The organism is Prauserella halophila (genome assembly GCF_024171895.1).
In the GTDB taxonomy this organism is placed as follows: Bacteria; Actinomycetota; Actinomycetes; order Mycobacteriales; family Pseudonocardiaceae; genus Prauserella; species Prauserella halophila.
In genome coordinates, this window is record NZ_JAMTCQ010000010.1 from 286,519 (window position 1) to 304,442 (window position 17,924).

General features: G+C 70.6%; 16 protein-coding genes and 1 pseudogene. 5 read left to right on the forward strand and 12 right to left on the reverse strand.

Annotated features, from left to right (window positions below; translation table 11 throughout):
- Position 1 precedes the first annotated feature (1 nt).
- On the reverse strand, positions 2–1,036 hold the full coding sequence (locus LY41_RS13690) for a LacI family DNA-binding transcriptional regulator (protein ID WP_253864383.1): 1,035 nt from the start codon (positions 1,034–1,036) through the stop codon (positions 2–4).
- 169 nt (positions 1,037–1,205) lie between these two features.
- On the opposite strand from LY41_RS13690, the gene LY41_RS13695 reads away from it, so the two are divergent.
- Together LY41_RS13695 and LY41_RS13700 are read left to right on the forward strand one after the other, a co-directional pair.
- Positions 1,206–1,841 carry a nucleoside/nucleotide kinase family protein gene (locus LY41_RS13695; protein WP_253864384.1) on the forward strand — a complete coding sequence of 212 codons (636 nt, stop codon included), beginning with the start codon at positions 1,206–1,208 and terminating at the stop codon, positions 1,839–1,841.
- Between the two features lie 502 nt (positions 1,842–2,343).
- Positions 2,344–4,266, forward strand: a complete 1,923-nt coding sequence (locus LY41_RS13700; RefSeq protein ID WP_253864586.1) for an ABC-F family ATP-binding cassette domain-containing protein — start codon at positions 2,344–2,346, stop codon at positions 4,264–4,266.
- Positions 4,267–4,359: 93 nt separating this feature from the next.
- Here LY41_RS13700 and LY41_RS13705 read toward each other — a convergent pair whose 3' ends face one another.
- From LY41_RS13705 to LY41_RS13715, 3 genes are all read right to left on the reverse strand, one after another.
- Positions 4,360–5,022 (reverse strand): DedA family protein, encoded by a 663-nt coding sequence (locus tag LY41_RS13705; protein ID WP_372493250.1) that lies wholly within the window; start codon positions 5,020–5,022, stop codon positions 4,360–4,362.
- A gap of 122 nt (positions 5,023–5,144) precedes the next feature.
- Positions 5,145–5,966 carry a YceI family protein gene (locus LY41_RS13710; protein WP_253864385.1) on the reverse strand — a complete coding sequence of 274 codons (822 nt, stop codon included), beginning with the start codon at positions 5,964–5,966 and terminating at the stop codon, positions 5,145–5,147.
- Between the two features lie 298 nt (positions 5,967–6,264).
- Entirely contained in the window at positions 6,265–6,795 is a 531-nt protein-coding gene (locus tag LY41_RS13715; RefSeq protein WP_253864386.1) for a MarR family winged helix-turn-helix transcriptional regulator, read from the reverse strand.
- Between the two features lie 218 nt (positions 6,796–7,013).
- Between LY41_RS13715 and LY41_RS13720 the strand changes: the two genes are divergently transcribed.
- Positions 7,014–8,417 (forward strand): FAD-binding oxidoreductase, encoded by a 1,404-nt coding sequence (locus tag LY41_RS13720; protein ID WP_253864387.1) that lies wholly within the window; start codon positions 7,014–7,016, stop codon positions 8,415–8,417.
- A gap of 49 nt (positions 8,418–8,466) precedes the next feature.
- Here the strand turns inward: LY41_RS13720 and LY41_RS13725 are convergent, their stop codons facing one another.
- The 4 genes and pseudogenes from LY41_RS13725 to LY41_RS13740 all read right to left on the reverse strand — a co-directional run bounded on the left by LY41_RS13725 (position 8,467) and on the right by LY41_RS13740 (position 11,190).
- Positions 8,467–8,937: a hypothetical protein gene (locus tag LY41_RS13725; protein WP_253864388.1), complete on the reverse strand. Its 471-nt coding sequence runs from the start codon at positions 8,935–8,937 to the stop codon at positions 8,467–8,469.
- Positions 8,938–9,002: 65 nt separating this feature from the next.
- Positions 9,003–10,172, reverse strand: coding sequence for an N-acetylglucosamine-6-phosphate deacetylase (nagA, locus tag LY41_RS13730; RefSeq protein ID WP_253864389.1), 1,170 nt, complete (start codon positions 10,170–10,172; stop codon positions 9,003–9,005).
- A gap of 148 nt (positions 10,173–10,320) precedes the next feature.
- Positions 10,321–10,557 (reverse strand): annotated as a pseudogene (locus LY41_RS13735) (ESX secretion-associated protein EspG); the annotation flags it as partial.
- Positions 10,558–10,650: 93 nt separating this feature from the next.
- A complete protein-coding gene (locus tag LY41_RS13740; RefSeq protein WP_253864588.1) occupies positions 10,651–11,190 on the reverse strand; it encodes an RNA polymerase sigma factor in 540 nt (179 codons plus the stop codon).
- A gap of 490 nt (positions 11,191–11,680) precedes the next feature.
- On the opposite strand from LY41_RS13740, the gene LY41_RS13745 reads away from it, so the two are divergent.
- The gene (locus LY41_RS13745; RefSeq protein WP_253864391.1) at positions 11,681–11,965 is read left to right on the forward strand and encodes a YciI family protein; all 285 of its coding nucleotides are present in this window, start codon (positions 11,681–11,683) and stop codon (positions 11,963–11,965) included.
- A 248-nt stretch (positions 11,966–12,213) separates the two neighbouring features.
- Here LY41_RS13745 and LY41_RS13750 read toward each other — a convergent pair whose 3' ends face one another.
- The 4 genes from LY41_RS13750 to LY41_RS13765 form a co-directional block, all read right to left on the reverse strand.
- Positions 12,214–13,326: an NDMA-dependent alcohol dehydrogenase gene (locus LY41_RS13750; RefSeq protein ID WP_253864392.1), complete on the reverse strand. Its 1,113-nt coding sequence runs from the start codon at positions 13,324–13,326 to the stop codon at positions 12,214–12,216.
- A 155-nt stretch (positions 13,327–13,481) separates the two neighbouring features.
- Positions 13,482–15,176, reverse strand: coding sequence for a sigma-54-dependent Fis family transcriptional regulator (locus LY41_RS13755; RefSeq protein ID WP_253864393.1), 1,695 nt, complete (start codon positions 15,174–15,176; stop codon positions 13,482–13,484).
- 80 nt (positions 15,177–15,256) lie between these two features.
- A complete protein-coding gene (locus LY41_RS13760; protein WP_253864394.1) occupies positions 15,257–15,823 on the reverse strand; it encodes a pyridoxamine 5'-phosphate oxidase family protein in 567 nt (188 codons plus the stop codon).
- Positions 15,824–15,940: 117 nt separating this feature from the next.
- A complete protein-coding gene (locus tag LY41_RS13765; protein ID WP_253864589.1) occupies positions 15,941–16,822 on the reverse strand; it encodes a short-chain dehydrogenase/reductase in 882 nt (293 codons plus the stop codon).
- Positions 16,823–17,060: 238 nt separating this feature from the next.
- Between LY41_RS13765 and LY41_RS13770 the strand changes: the two genes are divergently transcribed.
- Positions 17,061–17,891, forward strand: a complete 831-nt coding sequence (locus tag LY41_RS13770) for an LLM class F420-dependent oxidoreductase (RefSeq protein WP_253864590.1) — start codon at positions 17,061–17,063, stop codon at positions 17,889–17,891.
- The last annotated feature ends 33 nt before the right edge of the window (positions 17,892–17,924 follow it).

Genomic DNA, 17,924 nt, shown 5'->3' on the forward strand with positions numbered 1-17,924 from the left:
GTCAGGGGGTCGGGTTCTCCGGTGGACAGCCGCACGACGTCCGGTGGCGCCACGCAGGCGGCAGCCGCACCGTCTCCGGTTCGCGCTCCGGGTCCTTCAGTCGAGCGAGCAGCAGGCGCATCGCCTCGCCGCCCATGTCGGCCACCGCCTGGGCGACCGTCGTCAGTGGCGGGTCGACGAGGTCGGACCACTCGGGTTCGTCGAAGCACGCGAGCGCCAGGTCGGTGCCGATCCGCAGCCCGCGTCGCCGCGCCTCGACGACCACGCCCGCGGCCATGGCGTCGTCGGCCGCCAGCACCGCGGTCGGCGGCTCCGGCAGCTCCAGCAACGTCGCCAGCGCCGCGGCGCCGCCGTCACGGCTGGGTTCGCCGGTCACGACCAGTTCCGGGCTCCACGGCACGCGGGCGCGGCCGAGCCCGAGCCGGTAGCCCAGCACGCGCTCGTCGCTCGTGACCTGGCCCTCCGGCCCGCTGACGAGTCCGATCCGCCGGTGCGCCCGCGCGGCGACGTGCTCGGTGAGCGCCGACATGGTCTGGATGTTCTCCGGACCGACCTGGTCGATGTCGCTGCGTGTGGTCAGCCGGTCGAGCAGCACGGTCGGCACCCCTGCGGTCAGCAGTTCGTCGACGACGTCGCGGTCGTCGGGTGCGGACACGAGCACCACGCCCTCGATGCGATGGGCCCGCAGTGCGCGGACGACGGCGCGTTCGGTGTCGGCGCAGTCGTGCGTGTCCGAGAGCAGCACGGTGTAGCCGGCGGCCGCGGCTTCGCGCTCGACGGCCTGCACGAGCGTGCCGATGTGGGGGCTGCCGCTGAGCGGCACCGCCAGCCCGATCGTCTGCGTCCCGCCCGTGACCAGTGACCGGGCGATGACGTCCCCCGTGTAGCCGGTCTGCTCGACCGCGGCGAGCACGGCCTCGCGGGTCGCGGGTGCCACGGTTCTCGTGTCGTTCACGACGTGTGACACGGTAGTGATCGACACGCCCGCCAGGTCGGCGATGTCGCGTTGGGTCGGCCGGCTCGGTCTCTTCGGCACGGGGACGACGGACTCCTTCCCGACGGGGCGGCAAGCGTTTGCGTGCTCGATTGCGCGGCACCATACCGCTGCCTACCGTCGATCGTGGCCGACACCCGGTGCGGCGGTGGGCCGGACGACACGGGGTCGGCGAGCCGGGGCGCGGCGCACGGGTCATGATGGGAGCGAGATGACGACGTTTGATGATCTGCTGGCGCGCGCCGAGGCGCTCGCCGCATCCGGCGGCAGGCGTGTGCTGGGCATCGCGGGAGCCCCGGCGTCCGGCAAGACGACGATGGCGTGGCAGCTGGCCGGTGCGCTCGGTAACCGGGCGAAGGTGGTCGGCATGGACGGTTTCCACCTCGCGCAGGTGGAGCTCGCCCGGCTGGGCAACGCCGACCGCAAGGGCGCCCCGGACACGTTCGACGGTCCCGGGTACGTCCACCTGGTGCGCAGGCTGGCCGCGGGTGACGAGCGCGTGTACGCCCCGGAGTTCCGCAGGGAGATCGAAGAGCCGATCGCGGGCGCCGTCGCCGTGCCCGAGGACGTGCCGCTCGTGATCACCGAGGGCAACTACCTGTTGCTCGAGACCGAACCGTGGGCGCAGCTGCGGCCGCTGCTCGACGAGGCGTGGTTCATGCAGCCGGCCGAGGACGTGCGGATCGAACGGCTCGTGTCGCGCCACCGTAAGTACGGCCGGTCGCTCGTCGAGGCGCAGCAGCGCGCGTGGGGATCGGACCAGCGCAACGCCGACCTCGTCACGCCGACCGCCGCTCGCGCCGACCTCGTCGTCAAGGACATGGAGCTGCCGACCTTCGCGGTGTGACCTCCGGTTTCGCGGGCGTGGGTTCGGCAGTGTCCGGCAGTCGCCCGGCGTGCGCGCGGGGTTTCCGGAGCCGTCGGGGTTGTCCACAAGCCTGGGGACAAGTGTGAGTTATCCACAGGATTGTCCACACGTGGATTGCAGCTTGCGGGCGGCAACGCTGCCGGGTGAAGACGCTGTCGGGTGAAGACGCTGCCGGGTGAGAATGCTGCCGGGCGAAAAAGGCTTCGCTCGGGCAGCGGAGGCCGAGTAGCCTCGGGGGCGGCCTACTGCCGTTCTTGGGAGTACACGACGTGCTCGGTGACGCCTGACAGCTCCGTGTTGATCGCGATGACCGCTTGACCCGTATCCGAGCGGGAAGTGTTCGGCTGATCCCAGCCGGTGCCGATCCGCGGAGTCGCCACCTCTTCCGGTGGCCGTCGACCTGTGTCCGCGTCGCCCGACTCCCGAGGTATCAGCCGTGTCCCATCCTGCTTCCGGCTCGCCGTTCGCCGCTGCGTCGTCCGTGCCGGGGTCGCCCACGCCGGGGTCGTCCCCGTCCATCGTCTGCTCCCATCTGTCGTTCGCGTGGCCGGACGACACGCCCCTGTTCGAGGACCTGTCGCTGACCGTCGGGCCCGGTCGTACCGGTCTCGTCGCGCCGAACGGGGCGGGCAAGAGCACCCTGCTCGCGCTCATCGCGGGGACGCACCGCCCGCGTTCGGGCACGATCACCGTCGACGGCGTGCTCGGTCACCTGCCGCAGACGTTGCCGCAGCGCGGGGAGCTGACGGTGGCCGACGTGCTGGGTGTCGCGCCGGTGCTCGAGGCGATCACCGCCGTCGAGGCCGGTGACGTCGACGAGCACCACTTCACGGTGATCGGCAACGACTGGGACGTCGAGCAGCGCTCGAGGGCACAGCTCGACCGGATCGGGCTCACCGGCGTAGAGCTGATGCGGCCGTTGCGAACGCTCTCGGGCGGACAGATCGTGGCGATCGGGCTCGCCGCGGAGCTCCTCGCCGAACCCGACGTACTGCTGCTCGACGAGCCCACGAACAACCTCGACGCCGAGGCCCGACGCACGCTCCACGACGTGCTCGACGACTGGTCGGGCTGCCTGCTCGTGGTCAGCCACGACCGCGCGCTGCTCGACCGGATGGATCGCATCGCCGAACTCGACCACAGCGAGGTCCGGTTCTTCGGCGGTGGGTTCACCGCGTACGAGGAGACGATCGAGGCGGAACGGCAGGCGGCCGAGCAGCGGATTCGCACCGCGAAACAGCAGGTCAAGCGAGAGAAGCGGGAGAAGCAGCAGGCCCGGGAGCGGGCTGACCGCCGGGCGAGTACCGGTTCGCGGAAGGCTGCCGGCGCGGGATTGCCGAAGATCGTCGCCGGGGAACTCGAACGCAAGGCGCAGACATCGGCTGCGAAGTCCGACGACGTGCACGGCGCCCGCCTCGCGCAGGCCCGTGCGCATCTCGACGACGCGCAGCGAACGTTGCGCGACGACGACGCGATCGTGGTCGACCTGCCGCAGACGCGGGTACCCGCCGGGCGGACGGTTTTCCACGGCGAAGGTATCCGGGTCCGGGACCTGTTCGACGCCGGGCGCGGCGACTCCGACACCGGCGCCCGCGACTCCGGCGCCCGCGACTCCGGCGCCGGATCCGGCGGCGCCGAGTCCGGCCGCCACTCCGGTGGCGACTGCCGCTCCGAGTCCGGCGGCGAGGGGGTGGCGCCGGCCGCTGGCGAGGCGGTTACAGGCGAGGCGGCCGCTGGCGAGGCGGTCACAGGCGAGGCTGCGGCGCTGGACGCAGGTGGGGCGGACTCGGGCGGTTCGGGTGTCCGCGCGCTCGGGCTGGACCTGGCGATCCGCGGGCCGGAGCGGATCGCGCTGACCGGGCCGAACGGTTCCGGTAAATCGACACTGCTGCGGGTGATCAGCGGGGACCTCGAACCGGGCGGCGGTGACCCTGATGGCGGTGGTGAGCCGGGCGGCGGCGACTCGGGCGGCGGGACTGTGCGGCGGGCGGACGGCCGGGTGGCGTATATGACGCAGCGGCTCGACGTGCTCGACGGCGACAGGTCGGTGGCGGAGAACCTGGCGGCGTTCGCGCCGTCGATGTCACCGGTCGACCGGATGAACCTGCTCGCGCGGTTCCTGTTCCGGGGCGACGGGGCACAGCGGCCGGTGCGGTCACTCTCGGGAGGGGAGCTGTTGCGGGCGAGTCTGGTGTGCACGCTGTTCGCCGAGCCTGCACCACAGCTGCTGCTCCTGGACGAGCCGACGAACAATCTCGACCTCGTCAGCGTCGGTCAGCTCGAGAGCGCGCTGCGGTCGTACGAGGGAGCGCTGGTCGTCGTCAGTCACGACGAGCGCTTCCTGTCATCCCTCCGGCCGACCCGTCGCCTCGAACTCCGCCACGGAGCGTTGCGGGAGCTGTAGCCGTTGATGCCCCCAAGGGCACCTTCGGGGCGTTGAGTGCCCCCAAGGTGCCCTTCGGGGCACACGGCTGATGGTCCGGTCGGGGTCGCCCGGTCAGGCGGGGTCTTCCGCCACGGGTTTGCGGGTTTCCTTGCGGTAGCGGATCACGCCGTAGGTGGTGCTGATGACGAAGAATCCGACGCTGACCCAGATCAGCCCCTCGGTCAGCCACGGCATGTGCGCGATCAGGCCCGCGCCGTAGAAGCCGATGAGCACCAGCGTCGGCACCCAGATGATCGCGCCGACCGTCGTGGAGACCATGAACCGCCGCATGTTCATCCGGGCGACGCCTGCCAGCATGGGCGCCAGCGTCCGGACGTACGGAATCCACCGTGCGGCGACGATGGCGAGGAATCCCCAGCGCTCGAGGAATTCGTGGGCCCGGTCCAGGTTGCGCTGGTTGAGGACCTTCCCGTCGCGGTGGGAGATGAACCGCGTGCCGGTGCGGTCGCCGACGAAGTAGCCGACCCGGTTGCCCACGATCGCCGCCAGCAGCCCCGACAGCGCCAGCGCCCACACCTGGACATCACCGGCACTCTCCTGCGCCAGGATGAGACCTGCGATGAACAGCAGGGAGTCGCCGGGCAGGAACAGTCCTAGGATCAGCGCGCACTCGATGAACACAAAACCGAGTACGACGACCCAGAGCAGCACCGGTCCGACCGTCGCGAGCCAATCCAGCCCGAACCCGGTACCCATCGCGTACGCACCACTCACAGCGCCCCAGCGTACGTGGCCGCGCCGGCGGATCACTCGCAAGTACCGAAATCAGTGGCAGGCGGACCTCACCCGGCCGTCCGGCTCCGCCGTCGTCGCGGCCGTGCCGACGGCGGGAACGATCACATCTCCGGGAGCTGTTCGCCCTGGACGAGCTGGATGTCGATCTCGACCTTCACCGTCGTTCCGACCGCCGCGACGCCCGCGCGCACCATGGCGTTGTAGTTGATCGCGAAGTCCTCGCGCCGCAGTTGCGTCTCGGCGTGGAAGGCCGCGCGCGTGCCGCCCCACGGGTCCGGTCCGTAGCCGCCGTAGGTCATCTCGAACGTCACCGGTTTGCGTTCGCCGTGCAGGGTCAGCTCACCCTCCATCGTCCAGTCGGCCGAACCGCGCTGGACGAGACCGGTGCTGACGAAGTCGATCGTCGGGAACTCGTCGACCTCGAGGAAATCGGCCGAGCGCAGGTGGTCGTCGCGCATCTTGATGCCGGTGTCGATGGAACCGGCCGTGATCTGGGCGCGCACGAGGGACTGCTCGACCGGCCTGGCGACCTGCACCTGTCCCTGGATCTCGCCGAACCGGCCCCTGACACTGGAGATGCCGAGGTGGCGCGCGGCGAACTGCACCGAGGAGTGCACCGGGTCGATCACCCACGGCCCGGTGGGCGGCAGCTCGATGGCGCCCTCCTCCGGTTCGAGGACGAGTTCGCCGAGCTCGGCGCCGCCGGTGCTGCCGACCTGGGCGGTGCGTGCGATGGGCAGGTGGCCTGCGGCAGTGACGACTGCGGTGTAGACGCCGGGCTGCAGCAGGTCGGTGCTCACGACGCCCTGGGCGTCGGCCGCGGCGTGTGCGGCCTGCCGCCCGCCGAGGTCGGTGACGGTGAGGACGGCGTGCTCGATTCCCCAGCCGTCGGTCGTGCGGACGGTGGCGGACAGTCCCGGCATCAGTGGTGGGTTCCCTTCAGTCGCGTGGCACGTGCTCGTCCCCCGGTCGGACGTCGTGGAGAGCCTCGCCTCCGGTCGCGCGGACCTCCTCGGCCACGGATGGGTAACCGTGCCGCCGCGAGCCGACTTCGCTGAGTGAGTAGCTGGCGTCCGTTCGGGTGATGCTAGCGCTGATCATGGCGCCCCGGAGTAACGGTCGTGCATCCCGGACCGCTGCCACTGCCGCTGCGACCGAGGCTGCTGCCGCATCGGCTACCGCCGCTACTACCGGGGTGGCGCAGGTGGCCGCTGCCGGCGTTCACGCCGACTTCCCGTGCGCGCCGTTCCCGTCCCCGTCTCCGCCGTCGTTCGAGGCGGATTCGATCATGCCCTCGTGGAACTGCTCGATCTCCGCGTTGAGCCGGTCGAGCAGCGAGGCGACGGCGACCCGGTCGTCGCGCGGCCACTCCTGCAGCATCGACGCGATCCACTGTGCCCGCAGTTTGCGGTTCTCCTCGAACACGCGCAGGCCCTCGTCGGTGGGTACGAGCAGGGTGGCCCGGCCGTCCTCGGGGTCGGCGGTGCGTTCCACCAGCCCGTGCTGCACGAGCGTGCTGCTCTGCCTGCTGACGGTGGAGATGTCCGAATGCAGGGCGTCGGCGAGCGCCGACGTGCGCTGCGGGCCGTTGCCGACCAGGTAGAACAGGATCGCGTAGGCAGCACGCTCGATACCGTCCGGGCCGGTCTTGGACAGGTAGGACTTCGTTTTCGCCATCGCCCGGTAGAACCGCACCAGCTGGCCGCCGAGTGCATCCGCGACGTCGAGGTCGTCCTGGGAGGGAACTGTCATGGGGTGGTCCTTCGCCGCGGTGCTCGTGCTGTCACATCGGGCGGTCGCCGTCCGGAGCCGATCGGGGGCAGGGTCCGGTGAACGTCCGCCAGCTTATTTGACAGTTACAACTATCTTAGCTCGGTCGGGGGTGTGAGACAGACTGGTACGGCGATCGGTTGTTGTGAAGGACCACACGTCCGTACCGGGTCGGGTGAGCGCGGATTACGGTGCAGACCATGGTCGGTACCTTCCCGGCCGGCACCGCCGCCGGCCTCGTGGATCTGCTCACCGCACGGCTCGGTTCGTCAGGGGTGCTCACCGACCCCGACGTCATGGCGAACTACTCACGCGACCGGCTGCCGTTGGCGCCGTCCGGCACCCCGCTCGCCGTCGCGCTCCCGTCGTCGACCGAGGAGGTGCAGGCGGTCGTGCGCGCGTGCGCGGACGCGGGAGTGCCAGTCGTCCCGCGCGGCGCAGGCAGCGGGTTGTGCGGCGGCGCCAACGCGCTCGACGGCTGCGTTGTGCTGGTGCTCACGCGCATGAACCGGATCGTGGAGGTCGACGCGGCCAACCGGGTCGCGGTCGTCGAACCCGGTGTCATCAACGCCGACCTGCGTGAGGCGGCCACCGCCCACGACCTGTTCTACCCGCCCGACCCCGCCAGCTACGACTTCTGCACCCTCGGCGGCAATCTCGCCACGAACGCGGGCGGCCTGTGCTGCGTGAAGTACGGCGTGACGACCGATTCGGTGCTGGGGCTCGACGTCGTGCTCGCCGACGGATCGCTGCTGCAGACGGGCAGGCGCACCGTCAAGGGAGTCGCGGGCTACGACCTGACGAAACTGTTCGTCGGCAGCGAGGGCACGCTCGGCGTGATCACTCGCGCCACGCTGGCGCTGCGCCCACTGCCGCAGGTGCCGGGCACGCTGGTCGCGTCGTTCCCCGACACCGCCGACGCGGGTGCGGCCGTGACCAGGATCGTCGGCGAGGGTCTCGTGCCGTCGCTGATGGAGATCATGGACGCCACGACCGTGCGTACCGTCGAGCGGTACCTCGGTACGGACCTCGGCAGTGGCGACGGCGGCGGCACGCTCCTGCTGTGCCAGTCGGACGCCGGCGGCGAGGCGGCCTCGCGGGAACTGGCCGTGCTGGAACGCGTGTGCTCCGAAGCGGGTGCCGCGCTGGTGCACTCCACCACCGACCTCGCCGAGGGCAGCATGCTGATGCAGGCCAGGCGTTCGGTGCACCCGGCGATCGAGAGCATGGGCGCTCAGCACATGATCGACGACGTGTGCGTCCCGCGGACCCGCATCGCCGACCTGATCGACGGCTGCGCCCGGATCGCCGAGGACGTCGGCCTGCGCATCGTTGTCAACGGGCACGCGGGCGACGGCAACATGCACCCCACCGTGATCTACGACCGCGACGACGAGTTCGACCGCGCGCGAGGAGCGTTCGACGCGATCTGCGAACTCGGCCTGTCGCTCGGCGGCACCGTCAGCGGCGAGCACGGCATCGGCAAGTTCAAACAGGACCTGCTGGCCCGCGAACTCGGCCCCGTCGGCCTGCGCGTGCACCGCGACATCCGCCGGTCACTCGACCCCCACAACCTCTTCAACCCCGGCTCGATGTTCGAGTGATGAAACAGCCGGTGTTTTGCGTGGCGGCGCAGGTGGCAGAGGCTCGGCTTCAGGTGATCGTGAGCAGGCCGATGACGCAGCCACAGGCCAGGCCGAGGACCGCGGCGAGGAGCACGATCCACGGCAGCGACACCGACCTGCCTGCGGAGTCGGTGCGTTGGTGGCGACCGTGCCCGCTCGTCCGCGTGACGGCGGGTTCCGTAGCCGAGTCGAGTGCGGGCTCGGCGGTCGGCGTCGAGGGCGCCGAGGGCGCCGACGGCGCGGCCTGGGCGTCGAGCGCGGCACGTTCGCGTTCGAGGGAACCTTCGCCCGCGCCGGACAACAGGCCGTAACCGCCCGGGGTCTCGACGACGGGTGCCGGACCGCTGGGTTCCGGATCGGGGCCGGCGTGCCGCGGGTCAACACTGGCGTGCTGCGGGTCCGGTCCGGCGTGCTGCGGTGCCGGGTGCCCAGCGGGAGGTGCGTTGCGAGCCTGCGCCCGCAACGCCTCGGCCAGCAGGCGCTCGGGGTCGTCGCTCATCGATGCCCAGCGTAATGCCGTCGGCCGTGGCCGGTCAGTCGGCGCACGAACGGGTTGCACACGTGTCACTCAGCGGTGACCCACTGTCCTGAATGCATCACGTGTTGTGTCCGCAGGTCCTTGTCGAGCACCACCAGATCGGCGCGCAGGCCGGCGGTGAGGCTGCCGACCTCGTGGTCGAGTCCCAGTAGCCGGGCCGGTCGCGTGGCGGTCGCGTGGACGGCGTCGGTGACGCTCATGCCGACCGCGGTGACGGCGTTGCGGAACGCGGCGTCCATGGTGAGTGTGCTGCCGGCCAGCGCTCCGGAACCCGGCACCCTCGCGATGCCGTCGCGCACTTCGACGTCGAGTGCGCCGAGGGTGTAGTCGCCGTCGGGGGCGCCGGTCGCGGACATGGCGTCGGTGATCAGCGCCGTCCGGGCCGGCCCCGCGTGGCGGGTGGCGAGGCGCACGACGTCGGGGTGCACGTGGATGAGATCGCAGATCAGCTCGACGGTCACGCGGTCGTCGTCGAGCAGCGTGCCCACGGCGCCGGGTTCGCGGTGGTGCAGCGGGCGCATCGCGTTGAACAGGTGCGTCGCGACGGTGGCTCCCGCGTCGACGGCGGCGCGCAGCTGTGGGGAGCGGGCGTCGGTGTGGCCGATCGCGGCGATCACTCCCTGCTCGGCGACCTGCCGCACGGCCTCGACGCCACCGGTCAGTTCGGGGGCGATCGTGACCATGCGCACCGGGCCCGCTGCGAGTAGTGCCGACACGGCGTGGTCATCGGGTTCGCTCAGCACGGCCGGATCGTGTGCCCCGCAGCGGGCCTCGGCGAGGAACGGCCCTTCGAGGTGCACCCCGGCCAGCAGGTCGCCGTCGACCAGTTCGGCGAGCGCCGCGACCTGGTTCGTCAGCGTGGGAACCGGTTCGCTGACCAGGCTCGCGAGCATCGTCGTCGTGCCGTGACGACGATGTGCGGCCACCGCACGGGCTGCCTCGGCGGGGTCGGTCGTCGAGAACGACGCGCCCCCGCCACCGTGGCAGTGCATGTCGACGAAGCCGGGGACGACGAGGCAACCGCCGACGTCGACGTGCTCGCGCGCGGCGGGCGCCGGTCCCGTCCCCGTCGCGGTGATGCGCTCCCCCGTGATCGCGACCCAGCCCGCCTCGGCCACCCCGCCGGGCAGGACGACCCCGCCGCCGGCGAGGACGAGGTCCGGAGGTTCGGACGTGTGGTCGTCGGGGGTGCTCACGGAAGGCATCTTATTGGTCCAGACCAGCCGAGGGCCAGGTACGCACGCGTGATGTGTTCGTGGTGTGAGCGTTCCCCCGCGCGCCGGATCCGAACCGGAATCACCCGTTGCGGGCGAAAACGGCAGCGGCGACGGGTGCCGGGGCGGGCTACATCGACTGCCAGGTCGCGAGGAACGTCTGCGCGAGGTGACTGGGCGTTCCCGGCAGGCAGTGGATGTCGCCTGCGCCGTCGGTGAACGCGACGACACGTCCCTGGTTCCGGATGTCGACGACGGTGAACGGTTTGCTGCGCACGTGTGCGGAGCCGGATGTGCCGCCCGCATACACCGTGTGCACCGCCGAACGCGGTGCCGCAAGCAGGTTGTCGAGCTGCTTCTCGGGGCTCTGCCGGACGGGGTTCCTCGGTGCGCAGTGCCGGGTTCAGGGGCCGCCCGTTGCGGGTCCGGCGTGGCGGACTCGGCGTGCGGGAAACGCCGCTCAGCGTTTCGAATCGGGCACGGTGCGCTGCAACGCTTCGAGGGCGCGACTCGCGGTGGACTTGACCGTTCCCTTCGAGATGCCCGTGGCCTCGGAGATCTCCGCTTCCGACAGGCCGCCGTAGTAGCGCAGCACCAGCACCTCGCGCTGCCGCGGCGGCAGTTTCGACAACGCCTTCACCACTGCCTGGTGCTCGGTCGACAGCATCGCCAGGCTCTCGGCCGACCGCGCGTTGACCGCATGCGGCGGCACGTACTCCCGCGCCGTCTTACGCCTGCGCAGCACACTGCGTGAGCCGTTGACGACCGCCGCGCGCAGATATCCGAGCGCGGCCGCCGCATCGCGCAGCGTCGCCCAGTTGCGGTGCAGACCGGTGAACGCCTCCTGCACGACGTCCTCGGCCGTCGCGGGCTCGTCCACCAGCAGGATCGCCAGCCGGACGAGGCGCATGCGGTGCTGGCGGTAGAGGTCCTCGAGTGTCAGCGGGCTCTGTGACGGTGCGTCGTCGGTCTCCTCGACGGGCGCGTCGAGCGTGCGCAGGTGCCGGAGCGTCTGCTCAACGGCGTTGGACGCGCCGCCCTCGCCGGACGCGCCGCCCTCGCCGGACGCGCCGCCCTCGCCGGACGCGCCGCCTGCACCGGCAGCACCGCCCGCGCCGCCTGCACCGCCCGCGCCGCCTGCACCGGACACGCCGCCAGTGCCGGCCGTGCTGCCGTGACTGGCGGCATCGCCGTGACCGGCGGTGCCGCCGTCGGCTGTACCGCCGACCGCGCCGCGCTCGGCATTGCTCATCGAACCGTCCTTCGGTGCCGGGGACCTCACCGCGTGATCAGCGTATCGGGTCGACCGGTGCCGAACCCAGGATTCCCGCCAAGGTGATGACGACGACGCCGGGCGGCCCCGGGAACCGTGGTTTCCCAGGCGCCTCCCGCCACCGCCACCGGCCGGACGCGCTCCGCGCGGCGGGGCCGGCCCTTCGCCCGGCCGCCACCCCTCATCGACGCGCTCCGCGCGGCCGTATCTTCGGGGGATGACTTGGTATGTGGTTCAGACGCGGTACGACGGCGACAAGTACGTGGACGTGCGGTCGCGGCACCGGGAGTATCTCGCCGATCTCTCCGAACGCGGTGTGGTGGCGTTGGCGGGCCCGCTGGACGGCAACGTCGGAGGCATGATCGTCATGCAGGCGGCCGACCGGGACGAACTCCAAGCGCTGCTGGACGCCGATCCGTACCACCTCGAAGGCGCGCTGGCGGAACGCACGATCCACGAGTGGAAACCCGTCCTCGGAGCCTGGCTGCCGTCATCGGAGTAACCCACACGGGCAACATCCGGTGCCCCGAAGGGCACCTTCGGGGCACCCATCGCCCCGAATCTTCCCCTCGCATCGGCACCCACCCGGCGGCCGCGGCCCAGGGCACGGACACGCCTACGGATGCGCACACGGACACGCCCACGCCACGGACACGAAAGCGACCGTGGGCGTCGTCGCGCAACACCCACGGTCGTCGGATGGAACAGGCGTGGGCGCCCACGTGATCGGGAGCGCCCACGCCCGGCTTGTCACGTGTCGTGGACGATGACGCCGCGGATGTTCTTACCGTCCCGCAGGTCCTGGTAGCCCTCGTTGACCTGCTCCAGCGTGTACTTCGTCGTGACGAGCTCGTCGAGCTTGAGGTGCCCCTGGTCGTAGAGGCGCAGCAGCCGCACGATGTCGTACTGCGGGTTGGCCGATCCGAACAGCGTTCCCTTGACCGTCTTCTCGAACAGCGTCATCACACCGCCCGAGACGTTCACGGTCAGCTTCTCCGGGTTCGCCAGGCCGGTGATGACGACCGTGCCGCCCTTGCCGACGACGTCGAATGCCGAGCTGACGACGGATTCCTCCACCGTGCCGACGCAGATCAGCGCCTGGTCGGCCATCTGTCCCCACGTGAGCTCGGTGACCTTTTCGGCGGCTTCCTCCGCGGTCGCGAAGGCGTGCGTCGCGCCGAGTTTCAACGCCGATTCGCGCTTGAACGCCAACGGGTCGACTGCGATCACATTGGCCGCACCGGCGTGGGCCGCACCCTGCACGGCGTTGATGCCGATGCCGCCGACGCCGTAGACCACCGCGGTGTCGCCCGCGCGCACGCCGCCGCTGTAGTTGGCCGTCGCCCAGCCGGTGGGCACGCCGCAACCGACCAGCACGGCCGTCTCCAGCGGCAGCCAGTCGTCCACCTTCACCACCGAGTGCTGCGAGATCGTCGCGCGTTCCGAGAACGTGCCGAGCATGCACATGGCGCCGATGTCGCCGCCGCTGCCGTGGAATCGGAAACTGCCGTCCGGCAGGTGTCCTTCGAGGATCGTGGCGCCCATGTCACACAGGTTCTGCCTGCCCGTCGAGCAGTAACGGCAGGTGCCGCAGTTGGGGATGAAGCTGCACACGACGTGGTCGCCGGGTTCGACCTTCGTGACGCCGGCGCCGACCTCCTCGATGACGCCCGCGCCCTCGTGGCCGCCGACGATCGGAAACCGCGGCACCAGGTCGTTGTCGATCAGGTGCAGGTCGGAGTGGCACAGCCCCGCAGACGTGTATTTGATCAGCACTTCGCCGGGGCCGGGGCCGTCCAGGTCGAGTTCCATGATCTCGAACGGCTTACCCGCGTCGAACAGAACCGCTGCCTTCGTTTTCACGATGACTCCTCATTCCGCATTGCGTCGTTGCAACTCCGGTCATCGCGATTGTTGGCCGCTTCCGCGCCGCGTGGGTGTGCAGCTTTTGCACACGCGCCGCGTGCCACGGCGACACGCGGTGACACACGGAGGCCGGGCTCAGCGGCTGGTGGTGCTCACCGGGTGGTGGTGATGTGGAGGGTGCGGATGCGGTTGTACAGCGTGGAACGGCTGATGCCCAGGTCGCGCGCGGCCCGGACCTTGTTCCCTCCGACGGCGGCGAGCGCGCGGGTGATCGCCTCGTACTCGGCCCGCTGCCAACCCGACAGCGCCGGCGCGGTGGTCGTCACCGGACACAGCGGGGCCAGATCGCGCGCCGTGATGTCGCCCGCGGATCGTCCCTCGGTGACGTCGGTCAGCACCGTCTCCAGCTCTCGCAGGTTCCCCGGCCACGGCTGCGCACTGAGCAGCTCGAGGGCACCGGCCGTCAGCCGCGGAGTGCCGTCGGGACGCACACCTGCCAGCATCGCCCTGGCCAACGTCGGAATGTCACCGCGGCGCGCCCGCAACGGTGGCAGCTCGGCCCTCCGGTGCACCCGCGCGAGCAGTTCGGCGTCCACCCCGCCGCCCACTCTGCTGTCCACCCCGCTGTCCCCGGTCGGCGAGCCGGTGCCGTGCGCTGCAGCGCCCGTACGTGCGGTGAACGCGAACCACGCGGATGTCTTGTCGAGCAGCCGGGCCAGTCTGCTCACGGCCGGTGGCGGCAGCAGGTGGACGTCCCGCACCACGACGAGGCCCTGGTGGGTCGCCGCAAGCCGTTCGAGCCGTGCGGTCCACTCGGACTCGCCGAGCAGCGTGAGCTCGCCCGCGTCGGCGCGCGCGATCGGGTCCGGCCCGGCCAGCACTGTTGTCGCCGAGCCGCGACCGGTGCCGGGTTCACCCGTGATCAGCACCCGGCGCCGGGCGGCTGCGCTGCGGCGGAGGCGGTCCTCGACGTCGGCGGGCACCACGCTCTGCGCCGATCGCCTTCGGGTCGCGGCCGAGTACGCCGGCCGCAGCGGCGCCAGCTCGAACAGCATCCCCGCGTTGACCGACACCGCCTCCATCCGCACCTCGACCTCGGTGCCCGACGACAGCTGCACCCGCCGCACACCGCGCCGCGTGCGGGACAGCTCGCGCAACATCGGGTGGTCGGCGGGATCGACGAGATCCACCGCCGCACTGTTGGCCAGTACGACGTCCTCGCCGAGCGCGAGCACCGCCGACGATCGGTGCTGCGCCGCCTGGAACGCCGCCAGCAACCGTTGCTGGGCCAGATTCGACCCGTCGAGCAGCCGCCGTTCGATGTCGGTCACGGCCTGCAGCAGGAACGGAGCCAACAGCGGATTCGCATCCTCGACCAGGCCCGTGATGTCGAGAACACCCTCGAGCCTGCCGGTCGCCGGATTGGTGATCGGATGGCCATAACAGGTGAACGGTTTGAGCACATCGAGGAAGTGCTCGTCGCCGTGGACGGCCATGCCGCGGCGCACCTCGTACGGCGTGGCCAGCGAATTCGTGCCGCTGACCTCCTCGGAGAAGCGGCAGCCGGGCACCGCGCTGACGGCGTCGAGCGCGCGTTCGAGCGATTTGTCGCCGTAGCGGCGCGCGACGATGCGGCAGTCGCGGTCGGCGAGCAGCACCAACAACCGGGCGTCGCGCAGATGCCGCGAGATCTCGTCGAGCACCGGGTCGGCGGCGCGCAGCAGGCGACTGCGGGTGTCGATGTCGGCAACGTCGGCGCCCGCGATGCGGTCGGTCGGACTGTCGGGTTTCAATCCGGCCAGTTCGGCACGTCGCCAGGATTGGGCGATTTCGGCGCGCAGCTTCACGGTGAGCTCCCGGCACTCGTCGACGAGTGATATACGTCATGGTGCCAGCAACAGTGCGGGCCGGGGAACCGCCCGATCGGTCAGTACGTGCCGCCGAGCTTCGTGTGGTCCCAGCTGACGAGCTTCGTGGGCGTGAAGATCAGGCCGACGCGTTTCGGTGCCTGCTGCGAAATGCCCGCCCTGAGCTCATCGGGCGGATCGCCCTCCAGCCCCGCATAGCGCATCGCGAGAGTCGTGCCGATCCGCTCGGTTTCGGCCGTGTCCTCGACGAATGCCACATCGCACTCCATCGACACGCCGCGGAGCTGCTCGTACGTTTCGCCGGACTCGATCAGCACTGTCGCCTGCGGCAGCCGCTGCAGGTTCGCGATCTTCTGCGACTTGCGATACGTCCAGGTCGCCAGTGCGGGCACTCCGGCATCGGCAAGGGAACCGGCATCGGCAGGGGAACCGGCATCGGCAGGGGAACCGGCATCGGCAGGGGAACCGGCATCGGCCGGGGAATCGCCGTTTCGCGGGAAGTACCACAGCGGCGCCAGGTGTGGCCTGCCGTTCGGGCTCATCGTGGCGACGTCGATGACGCGCTGCTCGGCGAAGTACGCGCGCACCTCGTCGTCGGACATGCGGATCTGATCGCGGCGGGACAACGTTGTCCTCCTGTCGTCGGGTAGGCCTGACCGGTGGCGCTCCCGGGTCACCCTGGTTGCGCCCACAGCCGCTCGACCGGCGACGCTCCGTGTGGCCGGCCGGGCAACTGCGGCGCGTTACTCGACGGCGGCTCGGCCACCGTGGCCGTTGAGTGCGGACTCGCGGGAGCCGCGCTTGGCGATGTCCTCGAGCGCCGCCTCGTCGGCCTTCGCCACACCCCGGAACCGCGCACCGAACTCGATGAGCGGCGGGACGATCGCACGGAAGAGCTTCATCACCCCGACCCACTTGGGCACGTGGATGACCCGCGCCCGCTTGCGGACACCCTCGGTGAGCTGGTCGAGCGCCAGGTCGAGCGGGTAGGTCTTCCCCATCAGGCCGGGCATGCCGGTGCGGAGCTTGCCGAACACGGGATGCGAGTCGGCGCTGTCGACGAGGTCGGTCTTGATCCACGTCGGGTGCGCCACGCCGACCTTCACGCCGAGATGCTGCAGCTCCGCGCGCAGGCTGTTGCAGAACGCCTCGACACCCGCCTTGGCCGCCGCGTAGTTCGACAGGCCGGGCGCGTGCGCGACCGCAGCGAACGACGAGATGGCGAGCAGATAGCCCTTGCGGTCGATGACGTGCGGCATCGTGACGCGGAACGTGCGCCACACGCCGAGCAGGTCGACCTCCAAGACCTTTTCGTAGGCGTCGCGGTCGATCGAGCGGGCGAAGCCCGTGGTGGCGATGCCTGCGTTGGCGATGACGATGTCGATCCCGCCGAAGTGCTCGACGATCCCGGCCGTCGCCCGCTCCAGCGCGTCCCAGCTGGTCACGTCGGCTTCCCAGGAACGCGCGTTCGGGCCGATGCGCTCGGCGACCCTGGTCTGCTCGTCGGCTTCCAGCCCGACGAGCGCGACCTTGGCGCCGTCGGAGGCCAGACGTTCGGCCAAGCCTGCGCCGATGCCGCGTGCCGCGCCTGTGATCAGCACGACCTTGTCTTTCACGTTCTTCAGGCTGTCGCCATTTCCGCCGGACAGGAACGTCACTGCTGCCTCCTCGGTGCTCGTCGTCCCGACCGTACCGCAACTTACTCACAGTAGGCTACTGCTTGGTAGGGAAACCCGTGGCGCCGGTCGTGCGCAGCTCGTCGGGGTCGTCTCGAGGTTCGGTGGACAACGTCCGGTTCAGTGATATCAGCGATGGCGGGAATGTGGAGGAACATCCGACCGGGTGCGGGGCGTTGCCACGGACATGGCGGTGAATCTGGGCAAGTACGGAATCTGGCGCTGGTGGAACGGCGTCGACGAGGAGCTCGCGGTCGAGATCGAGAAGCTCGGCTACGGCACGATCTGGCTGGGCGGCAACCCACCGGGCGACCTCGCGCACATCGAGAAGCTGCTCGACGCGACGTCGTCGATCACGATCGCGACCGGCATCGTCAACATGTGGACCGACGACGCTCCGACGGTCGGCGCGTCCTACCTGCGGATCGCCGCCAAACACCCGGACCGGTTCCTGCTCGGTGTCGGCGTCGGCCATCCCGAGGCGCAGCAGGAGTACCAGAAGCCGTACGACAAGATCGTCTCCTACCTCGACCAGCTCGACGAGGCCGGCGTTCCGGTCGAGGGCAGGGCGCTCGCGGCGCTGGGGCCGAAGGTGCTGCAACTGTCGGCGCAACGTGCCCTCGGCGCGCACCCCTACCTGACCACGCCCGAGCACACCCGCGACGCGCGCCAGCAGCTCGGCCGGGGCGTGCTGCTGGCACCGGAGCAGAAGGTCGTACTCGACACCGACGCCGAACGTGCGCGGGCCACCGCGCGCCCACCGATCAACAATCCGTACCTCGGCCTCGTCAACTACCGGAACAGCCTCAAGCGTCTCGGCTGGTCCGAATCGGACATCGACGACGGCGGCAGCGACGCGCTGATCGACCGACTCGGCCTGCACGGAGACGCGGACACCGTCGCGGCGGGCGTCAAGAAGCACATCGAGGCCGGCGCGGATCACGTCAGCATCCAGACACTGCCTCCCGACGCCGACCCACTGCCCGTCTACCGGGCCCTGGCCGAGCACCTGCGGTAAGGACTGCGGCGCACGTCGACGGCGGGGAGCGGC